Annotated in this window: 8 protein-coding genes; 5 read left to right on the top strand and 3 right to left on the bottom strand. The window is 60.2% G+C overall.

What is annotated here, in order from left to right:
- A partial coding sequence (locus tag Q1A52_RS22280) for a hypothetical protein (RefSeq protein ID WP_300019972.1) occupies positions 1 to 305 on the bottom strand: 305 nt, incomplete at its 3' end.
- Positions 306 to 430: 125 nt separating this feature from the next.
- Here Q1A52_RS22280 and Q1A52_RS22275 point away from each other — a divergent pair.
- Positions 431 to 3,085 (top strand): right-handed parallel beta-helix repeat-containing protein, encoded by a 2,655-nt coding sequence (locus Q1A52_RS22275; RefSeq protein ID WP_300019970.1) that lies wholly within the window; start codon positions 431 to 433, stop codon positions 3,083 to 3,085.
- Between the two features lie 56 nt (positions 3,086 to 3,141).
- Here Q1A52_RS22275 and Q1A52_RS22270 read toward each other — a convergent pair whose 3' ends face one another.
- Entirely contained in the window at positions 3,142 to 4,152 is a 1,011-nt protein-coding gene (locus Q1A52_RS22270; protein WP_300019968.1) for a ParB N-terminal domain-containing protein, read from the bottom strand.
- A gap of 129 nt (positions 4,153 to 4,281) precedes the next feature.
- A complete protein-coding gene (locus Q1A52_RS22265) occupies positions 4,282 to 5,679 on the bottom strand; it encodes an AAA family ATPase (protein ID WP_299784542.1) in 1,398 nt (465 codons plus the stop codon).
- Between the two features lie 466 nt (positions 5,680 to 6,145).
- Here Q1A52_RS22265 and Q1A52_RS22260 point away from each other — a divergent pair, with 466 nt between their 5' ends.
- The 4 genes from Q1A52_RS22260 (at position 6,146) to Q1A52_RS22245 (ending at position 10,091) form a co-directional block, all read left to right on the top strand.
- Positions 6,146 to 7,156, top strand: a complete 1,011-nt coding sequence (locus tag Q1A52_RS22260) for a replication initiator protein A (protein ID WP_300019967.1) — start codon at positions 6,146 to 6,148, stop codon at positions 7,154 to 7,156.
- Between the two features lie 372 nt (positions 7,157 to 7,528).
- Complete coding sequence (locus tag Q1A52_RS22255) at positions 7,529 to 9,181, top strand: GMC oxidoreductase (RefSeq protein WP_300019965.1); 1,653 nt, start codon at positions 7,529 to 7,531, stop codon at positions 9,179 to 9,181.
- A gap of 18 nt (positions 9,182 to 9,199) precedes the next feature.
- Positions 9,200 to 9,601 (top strand): hypothetical protein, encoded by a 402-nt coding sequence (locus Q1A52_RS22250; RefSeq protein WP_300019963.1) that lies wholly within the window; start codon positions 9,200 to 9,202, stop codon positions 9,599 to 9,601.
- Positions 9,602 to 9,626: 25 nt separating this feature from the next.
- The gene (locus tag Q1A52_RS22245; protein WP_300019961.1) at positions 9,627 to 10,091 is read left to right on the top strand and encodes a VPLPA-CTERM sorting domain-containing protein; all 465 of its coding nucleotides are present in this window, start codon (positions 9,627 to 9,629) and stop codon (positions 10,089 to 10,091) included.
- Positions 10,092 to 10,115 lie beyond the last annotated feature (24 nt).

Raw genomic sequence — 10,115 nt, 5'->3', positions numbered from 1 at the left:
CCCTGCCCCAAGCCCCGCGCCGGAACCAGCGCCAGTACCACCTGCTCCGGCACCGGAACCAACACCCGCACCTGCGCCAACGCCCGAACCAGAACCAACACCTGCACCTGCGCCGGAACCAACGCCAGAGCCGGAGCCAACACCTGCGCCCGCGCCAGAGCCAACACCCGAACCAGAACCAGAACCAACACCCGAACCGGAGCCAACACCTGCTCCGGCACCGGAACCAACACCCGAACCAGAACCGACGCCGGCGCCAGCACCCGCGCCCGCCCCTGCTCCGGCACCGACCCCCGGACCAACACCCGAACCTGCCATTCCGCCTGCCCCGTCGAACTCTTCCGGTGACGGCCCGGAGCGGCTGGAGGCCACGTCTTTCAGCCAGTCGGACACCCCTGCCATTGAGGGCGGACGCGTCACGACACTGGAATTGGACACGGACAAGAGCGTCGCGGCCATCGAGATCAGCCAGGGGCCGGAACATGGCAATGTCACTGTAAACCCGGACAACACGCTCTCTGTCGTCATGTCAGGCAGCGACTACAGCGGCCCGCTCTCCTTTGACTACAAGGTGAGCTATGAAGATGGCACAACCGAGGTGAACAGCCTGTCTCTCGACGTCTCTGCGCCTGCACAGGCCGCCGGCTGGGGCCAGGGACAGCACTATATGCTCGAAGAGGACGAGAATGGGGATATCATCGTGGAAACCGGTGAAGTCCATCGCAAGGTCTATATCTCGGAAAGCGATGACGCCCTGACCCGCGCGGATATCGCCGCCATGGAGGGGCTGGAGGAAAGCGACATCACCGGCTCGTGGCTGAAAGCCAATGGCGAATACGGTGCTGACGAGGAGATGGCATTGTCTTCCGACATCGGCATGGAGCTCTGGAGCAGCATGACCAACTGGCGGGGGGATGGTGACAACTCGCACTGGCTGCTTTTCGAAAAAGGCTATACCTACGAGGATCTCGGACGCATTATCGAAGCAGGCGCCGATGGCGAAAGTGAACTGCACCCGATGCATATCACTTCCTGGGGGGAAGGCGACCGGCCTGTCATCGACACCAAGATCGTCATGTATCAGGCGGACTCGGCCAATATCGTCTTCAGCGACATTGAACTGACGGCAGGGGTCTTCAACTCACATGCGGACAACACGATTTTCAGCGATGTGAGCGTCACGGACGCCGGCATGAGCATTCAGGGCGTGGACAACTTTACCTTCCACGATTCCGAGGTGACACATGTCACACGGGACGCTCCCGATGCAGACTACTGGGGCAACCCACGCGGGGTCGGCATGTTCGTCAAAGGTGTGGACGGCATTCTGATCGAGGGCAGCATCGCCCACCACAACGCCTGGGAAGATGATTACCGGACCGACGGCTCCACCGAGGGGGGCATGCCGCCCTCGATGTTCAGCCATAACATCTACCTACAAGCCGATACGCGGGATGTTACCTTCCGGGACAACATCATTTCCCAAGGGGCGTCATTCGGGGCCCATATCCGTGGTGGCGGCTATGTCGAGGACAATATCTTCCTGGACAACAATGCTGCTGTCGATTTCCTGGGTGGTGATTACAAGAACGCGGGGCCGGTTGGCAATTTCACCCTGTTCTCGGACAACGTCATCACCTCCGGCGGATACAAGACCATTGAGAAATTCTTTATCGGCGCAAAGAGCGTGGGCGTGGTCAACGATGGTGTCGCCACCACGATGCTGGACAACATCATCGCGCATATGGCCGATCCGAACAATCCGGATGAAATCGCGGCCAAGACACGTGCCGACGACGCGCTGAAATCCCCGCATGGAGCTGCCTATGATGATACGATCATCTACAACTGGGCACAGGATCAGGAAAATGGGCGCGGTCTGGCACGCGACAAGAATGTCGATGACCTGGACCGGGATCAGGCCGACCAGACCACCATCCAGAACTTTGCCGCCACCCTCCTGGGCAAAGAGGGTGCAACCATTGGCGAGCTGATGGACTACATCCTGACCCTGCCCGACACCGACTACGACGACTTCGTGACCGCCGATGATTTCATCGCCTATTTCCAGAACGGCTTTGGCGTGACGGGCAACGGTGACGAGGCGGAAACAGACCACCGCTTCATCCCCAATAACCTCGCTGACGGCATCCGCTGGGACAATCGCCTCAACTGGGACAGCGAAGACGTGCCCGACAATGGCGACAGCGTCAATCTGGCGGGCAACTGGGTGCAATATGGCGCCACGACCAGCCTGTCGAACCTGACGCTGGGATCAGGCGGGAAACTGCATGTGAACTCCGGCCGTCTGACGGTGGATGACGTGCTGGAAACGGGTCCTGATGGCGCCCTGATCAGCACCCAGGGCGCAGGCCAGTTCTGGACGGATGGCTATACGGATGACGCGCGGCTGACCATCGAGGTGAACGGCGGACGTTTTGCCAACACCGGCGATTTCACGGGACAGACATCAATCCATGCGCTGGACGGACAGACCCTGCTTGCCACGGACAACGCGCTTTTCACTCTGCAGGCGGGCAGCGAGCTGCGGATTGAGGGGTCTGAAGCCAGGGTCGGCTTTGACGGCACAGAAAACGGAACCGCCGTGTTCCAGATGGCCGATGACGCCGTGCTGACCTTTGACAGCGATGAGGATGGCTTCTCCACCGTCGAAGAGTTCCGCAGCGGACGCTGGGATCAGGCGGGCTCTGACGTGCAATCCGGGGCCTCTCTCGACGGGACGCTGCAGCTTGACCTGAGTGACTACACAGGCGGTGCCGGCAGCCACACCCTGATCGATGTAGATGCGCTGGATGGGATTTTCGACCAGATCGATGTCTTCGGGCTCGGCAGCGCATGGAATGCCGAAGTGGTTACCGATTACGACAGTGATGAGCTGCGTCTCGAGATCACGGCAGGCAGCGGCTCGATCAGCTACTCCACGATTGGAGATGCCGGGCAGGGGGGCGATGAGAGCGCAGACCTCTGGGCTGCGCTCACCCAGGGACAGGGCGTCTTTGATGAGAGCCCGCCCGTGCTGAACGATGAAAACTACAATGACATGCCGGATATCATGGCAGCATAACCCCACTCAAAACCTGTTTCGCACGCGAAAGGGAAATGACCAAGTATATGAATATACTAGTTATTTCCCTTTTTTTTGCGCGCCAGGAGCCATTGGCGTAAATCCTCGACCAACATGTCGTCAACCGCCTTGCCGGACAACGAGACACGGCCCGATGCCACCCTGATCTGCACCCCGGGGGCAATCTGTTCGGCAGGGCTGGATTTGGCTCTGCGTGGCTGATCCTCTCCACGCAGAATCCGTTCCAGCACCGCCCGCTCCGCCGCAGCGGTCTCTGGCGCGGCCCGGCGCAGGGCCTCCGTGAGCCGCCGCCGAAACCCCTTGTCGGACTGCAGGGCCGCCGCCAACGGCAGACCAAGCTTCTCGGGAATGGCGGCAGGAAATTTCAGATGTGCATCCAGCGCGCTGACCAATGTGGTGAAAGACAGGATCTTGGATCGCTTGGGCGGTCGTGCAGCTTCGAAAAGCGCCTGCACCGCCGTTTGTGGATCTGGGTACACCCCCTGCGCCGCTGCCTGCACCGCAATCCGCGCGCGCTCATAAAAGCTGAGGTCTGCGCGTATCTCGTTTTCCTCCACCATCGCCCGATAGGCATCAGGGGCGCTCTGAGGGTTGCGGATCAGCGCCTTGACCGTGGCAAATCGCGGCTCCTGCGTCTGTTCCAGAAGCTGACGCAGCGCCATCAGCCGCCGCCATCCCGAAATCAGCCCATAGTGCCCCTCTGCAAGGGCCACCACCTCAATCGCTGTCTGCTGGCCCCGGGATCGAAGACTGTCGAGCAGCACCTGCATTTCCTCCGCATCCACGTGGGACCGGTCGCGTACCAGATGTGCATCGTCGATCTCGTTCAACGGCAAAGACGTGATCATGCGGCCTTCGGTGCGGGCCCTGTGTAACTCGCCGGAGACCTCTTCCAGCGCGGATTGCGCTGCCGCGTCACCGGAGATATCGGCAATCGGGGGGCGTCGCGTCCCGGCCCACCCCGGGAACGCCTTGGTCTCCAGCGCATCGCCGCCGGTGTCCTGATCCGCAATCGCCGCCGGGGCGAGGCGCTTACGTTTGGCCATTGGTTCTTTCCTTCCTGCCTGCCGCCACCACGCCGCACTGTGCCACGGGTGTGCGGCCTGTTCTATCGAGATACGGGCCCGTATCAGACCCTAAAAAGCCAAGTTCGACTCTGTTTCGCATGCGAAATATCACTCCGCCGCCGTCTGGGCCTTGCCCGTATCCGCAGCACGCTCGTCCCGCCGCCAGACCCCGTAGAGGAGCCGTTTGAACGCGGCGTATGTTTCGTCGAACGTGGCCCGGCCACGGGCGTAGGTATCACGATTGAAATCCCGGTAATCGGCTTCGTAGATGCCGTTCACGCTTTCCCCCGCCTGTCCGATCAGGGCGGTGAAATCCTGGCGGAAGGGCGACAGGGTACGTCCCATGTAGGATTGCATCAGGCTGGCCATCTCCATCTGCTGGGACGCATCGAAGCGGGTGACAATCGCCTGGACCGCATCCCATTCAAAGGCCAGTTCGTCGCGCCCCAGGGCCCGGGCGGCGATGTTCTCCCCCTCCTCGATCGAGGAAAAGGTGGCGTGCAGCATATCGAAGAACCGCCCCGTGCTGTCGAATTCCACGAAGGAGGCTCCCACCGGCACCAACAGGATATCCGCCGCCGCGAGCCCGTTGATCGTCAGATACCCCAGCGCCGGAGGCGTATCGAGAAACACCAGATCATATTGATCCAGCACGCCCCCGGACTCCAGGGCCTCGGAAAGCGCATCCCAGAGCTTCCAGGAACGCGCCGCCATCCGCCAGACCGGAATCTGGAATTCAGACCAGTAAAGGTTCAGCTGCGCGCCGATCAGGTCGATATTGGGCCAGTGCGTCTTGGTGATGATATCCTGTGGCGAGACATCCAGCGCCTCTGTGAGGGTCTCATCAAGGGGCAGGGGGTCATCCCCCCGGTCCAGCCTGCGCTGGTTCTCCACGCGCAGATGCTCCGCGTAATGGCGGGCCAGCAGGGGAAAGACCGTGCCCCATTCATCCTGCACCTGGCGACCGAAAATGGAGGTCATGGATCCCTGGCTGTCCAGATCGATGACCAGCACCTTATAGCCATCCAGCGCCGCGGACATGGCCAGATGCGCGCAGGTGGAGGTCTTGCCCACACCACCCTTGAAATTGGCCACAGCCACCACCTTTGCAGGCTGTCCTGCAGGCCGGTAGGGGACATATTCCTTGGATTTGGACCCTTCCTGTCCGAAATGCGCGCGCAGGCGCAGGACCTCGTCCAGGGTGAACCATTTGGCGCCGCCATCCGTTTCGCTTGTGCCCTGTGGCAAATCGGGATTCTGGCGCAGGACCCGTCTGAAATGAGCGGGCGCCACCGGAATGAGATATTTGGTGATCTCCCAGGTTGAAAAGGGTCGCAGTTTGCGATTGCCGGTTTCATCGAGGCCGCGCCCGGCAAGATCGTTGCGCCCCTGCTCACAGGTTTGCGCCAGCGCTCCCAGATCACGGGTCGTGACAGGGGCAGGAAGATCTGTTTCCGCCTTATCCGGGGATATGTTGAAATAGGGGGGGAGGGGGTCTATGCCCATATGCCTGTTCTCTGCTCTATGTAACGTCTTTCAGACAGTGTGCCACAAAAGGTGTTACGCGAGAAGAGGGTTGTTTCATGCCTCTTGGTTTTCTTTGGAAATGCGCGACGATTCGCCTTTGTACTATGGTTTTTGGGGTAAAATCGGGCCTGTTTGTTTGTTAAATTCAGTTATTTATATAGTTATGGTAACCTTGCTCTTCCAAAACTTGTTTTTTTTTGAAGGGGTTGAGATGAAAATTGCAGAGAGAGGTGACTCTGAAACCCCGTTGGAGTGACTCCGATCCCACGGTAAAACGACTCTGAAACCCCGACATCGGTGTCGCGGCGCTGGACCGGGCGCTTGGGGGAGGCTAGGGTCATCCCGTAAATGAAACCCCGAAACAACGGGGCACAGGTGACGCATCACGCGTTGGCAGAGCAGTAGACACGACAGGGCCCAGGACTGGCCCGGAAAGTGAGCAGGCATGGGCATGCCAGTGGCCGCCGGGCAGACAGCCGGGAGTGTGCAGGAAGATTTCTTTGTCTGCGACTTTTTCGGCGCGGTACCCAAACATGATCTGGCCTCCATGGAACATCCGCTGTTTTCGCTTTCGACCCGCCCGGACCGGCGCATCCTGTCTTATGAGCACAATGGTACGCAGGTAACGGTCACGCCGTCGGTGAAGGGGCGGGCGACGATCTTCGATGCGGATATCCTGATCTTCTGTATCTCGCAGCTGATGGCCGCGATCAACGCGGGCCGGGCAACCTCGCGCACGCTGACCCTGACGGCGCATGATCTGCTGATCGCGTCGGGGCGCGAGACATCCGGTGATGGCTACCGGCGGCTGCGCGACGCGTTCGAACGGCTGTCCGGCACAAGGATCACGACCAACATTGCGGTCGGCGGCGAAGAGACCACCAGCGGCTTTGGCCTGATCGAGGCCTGGGAGATCGTCCGCAAGACCCGTGGCGGGCGGATGCAGCGGGTCCGTGTCACCCTGTCGGACTGGCTCTACCGGGCCGTTCTGGCGAAATCGGTGCTGACCCTGAGCAAGGAGTACTTCTCCCTGCGCAAACCGCTTGAGCGGCGGCTCTATGAACTGGCGCGCAAGCATTGCGGACGGCAGGCGGCCTGGCGGGTATCGGTAGAGACCCTGTGCAAGAAATCCGGCTCCTCCAGTCCGCGCAGGGTGTTCCGGGCCATGCTGCGCGAGATCATCCGCGATGGACGGCTGCCGGATTATGATCTGGCAGAGGAGGCAGGGGACATCATCTGTGTCACGCCTAAATCGGTTGTGGAAGATGTGCCGGACCGGCCACCGCAGCTGAGCCCGGACGCGCTGGAGGCGGCACGCCGCCTGATACCGGGCGTGGATGTCTACCACCTGGAAGCCGAATGGCGCACCTTCTGGCACAAAACGGGCCGCCCGTCGCTGCGGTCCCCGGACAAGGCATTTCTGGGGTGGGTGTCCAAAAACAGGGCGGCATTCTAGGCCTGTGGGGCTGGTTACGGGCGGAGAATATCATTGACAGCCAAGGGCCCTGATTGTTTCAAAGTTGGCATTTGAGCCGGAGATATCAGTCATGGATAGAGTGATCAGAGTTTTACCCGACCTGCCGGTGGCAGATGTCGGGCAGGGGGGATAAGCGGGTAGGGGTATCCCGTCAGAGACCGTCTTTCATCACAGCCGCAGTGATCATGTTCCGCCGTTGCCCGGTGATCAGACGGCAGGGTGGGCCGGCGATTTCCGCGGGTATCAGGGATACGACGGGTATTTTAACGCAATAGATTTTTAACGGATTTCTGCCGCCATGGTCCCGGGATGCGGGCATCACCAAAGGCGACATGCCGGTCAGAGGATATTTTGACAAAGCATAGAAGTATCGAGATCGCCGAGGCGGCGGAGCAGCCCTGGGATGTGATTGTGATCGGCGCGGGCATGGGGGGCTGTGCGGCGACCTATGCCATCGCACAGGCCGGGCTGCGGGTTCTGGTGCTTGAGAAGGGCCAGCAGGATTTCACGGCCTCTGCAACCGTGGATGCCACCGAGACGGACCCGGAACGCCGCCTGTCCATCGGGCGCTGGCCCCACCAGATTTCAGGTGTGGTGGATGAGCGCAGCTTTGACACCTGGCCACCACTGGGATGCGGGGTGGGGGGCTCGACCCTGCTTTATGCCGCGGCAGTGGACCGGTTTCGCCCGGTTGATTTTGCGCCCCAGACGCTGCCCGACGGGCGCGTGGTGTCCTGGCCTTTCGATTACCGCACGCTGGAGCCTTACTACCGCAAGGCAGAGGCCCTGTTGCAGGTCAGTGGCACCCCGGACCCGCAGGCCCCGCAGATGATCTATGATCTGGCCCCGCCTGCCGAGGCCAGCACGCGGGATCGCTGGTTCATGACGCGGTTCGCCCGGGCGGGCCTGAATCCCTACCGGCTGCATTACGCCAACCTCAATCGTCCGGGGTGTGACGCCTGTCTGGGGCGGGTCTGCCTGAAGGAGTGCAAACGCAACGCGCGCAACAGCTTCATGACAGCGGCCCTGCAAAGCGGGCGGGTATCGATCTGCGAAAAAGTCACCGTGGTCCGGCTGAACGCAGAGCCTGACCGGGTGCGCTCTGTCCGGGTGAAAGCGGCTCAGGGCGAGGTCGATCTGACCGCGCAGGCGGTGGTGGTTGCCGCCGGGGCCTATTTCACACCAGTCCTGCTTTTGAACTCCGCCAATCCGCATTGGCCCGACGGGCTGGCCAACCAGAACGACCAGGTCGGGCGCAACCTGATGTTCCACGCGGATCTGCGCATTGCCCTGTGGTCCAAGCGGGGGCTTGATGGCACCGGCCCCAAGAAGTCCATTGCATTGAGGGATTTCTACGAACGTCCGGACGGTACGAAATTCGGCGAGATCCAATCCACCGGCGCCGAGGCGCGTTACGGCAATGTCATTTATGTGCTGCGCCAGCGGTTTGATCAGAGCCGGTTTGCCCGGTGGCATCTGTTGCGGCATCTGTTGCGCATTCCGGCGCTGCTGGCGGACCGGCTGCTGGGAGGTGCCACGATCTTTGCGCTGATCCTCGAAGATTACCCCTATCCCGAAAACAGGGTGCAGGCTGATCCGCAGACGCCGTCAGGCATGCGGTTCTACTACACGATCCCGCAAGAGCTGCGTCAGCGGGGCCGGCAACTCCGCAAACTGGTGGATCAGTCATTCAAGGGCATGATGCGCCTGTGGCTGTCCTATGATCTGGAGCTCAATCACGGGCATCCCTGCGGCACCTGCCGGGCCGGGAATGATCCCAGGACCAGTGTCGTGGATGCATCGGGACGGGCCCATGGTGTCCAGAACCTATATGTTGCCTGCGGGTCGGTTCTGGCGACCAGCGGGGCCACCAATCCCAGCCTGACAATCGCGGCGGTTGCCCTGCGGATTGGTGAGCAGATTGCCGCTCAATGTGATCCATCCACGCGGAACGCCGAGGAAAAGCATCTGCAGGGGGCAAAAAATCGCGCATTACAAGAATGAAAAAGACATATTCCCGCAATGGGTGTATGTGATTCTTCCGAATCATCTCTGCGCCTTGCGCGGCAAAAGATCCTCAGCCGAGGACAATTCCATCTTAGCGTGCGTTTTTATTTCATTAATGAGTACAATCCACTGCCTGTCGGTGGAATTCTCGGCAAGCTTTGCGAAAACCACACTGCAAAACGACGGGAACAGGGTTTTTCGGCAGGTTCTGGTAAAGAAAAGATTAACACCCAAATTCCACTATGTTATAAACACGGCAGTATCTTGCCGACTATCGGGCGGGTTTTTGATTACAACAACTACACGGTGGATTTAACCAATGAAGACTATTTTCCTTACAGCTGCTGCGGCAATGTTCGCGCTCGGTACGAGCGTTTCAGCTGCAGTTATTTCTCCGACATCCGACAATGCAAATAATGCTCTTCCGGGTGACGCGCGCGGTGTGTCTTCGGATGCGTATGATGGTGATCCAAACACGTTCTTCGAGCTGGAGTTCGGTGAAACCGTTGAATTCTACTTCTCGCCTGCACTGTTCCAGAGCCCTGGTTCCGTGATCGAAGTCACCAACGGTGGCGATGCAGGTCGCATTGAGTGGGACGAATATGTCCGCGTCGAAGTCGGCATCCAGGGTGACGAAGGCAGCTTCATCACAGTTGACCCGGATCCGATCAGCAACGCAACCGGCACAGTGGCCTTCACCTTTGAAGGTATCTTCAACACACTGCGCTTCACAGACGTGACACTGGACTTCGCTGTGGGCTCTGTTTCCACGGATGATCGTCCGGCAGGTTTCGACATCGCTGAGATCACAGTCATCAGCGCGGTTCCGCTGCCAGCAGGTGTTCTGCTGCTCGGTACAGCACTGGGCGGTCTGGGTCTGGCACGTCGCCGCCGCAAGGCAGCCTGAAGTCTTTCCTACTGACGTAGGTGA

The sequence above is a fragment of the uncultured Roseobacter sp. genome, from assembly GCF_947488185.1.
In the GTDB taxonomy this organism is placed as follows: domain Bacteria; phylum Pseudomonadota; class Alphaproteobacteria; order Rhodobacterales; family Rhodobacteraceae; genus Roseobacter.
The sequence above is the reverse complement of the archived record's forward strand: the minus strand, read 5'-3'. Positions and strand labels throughout refer to the sequence as shown.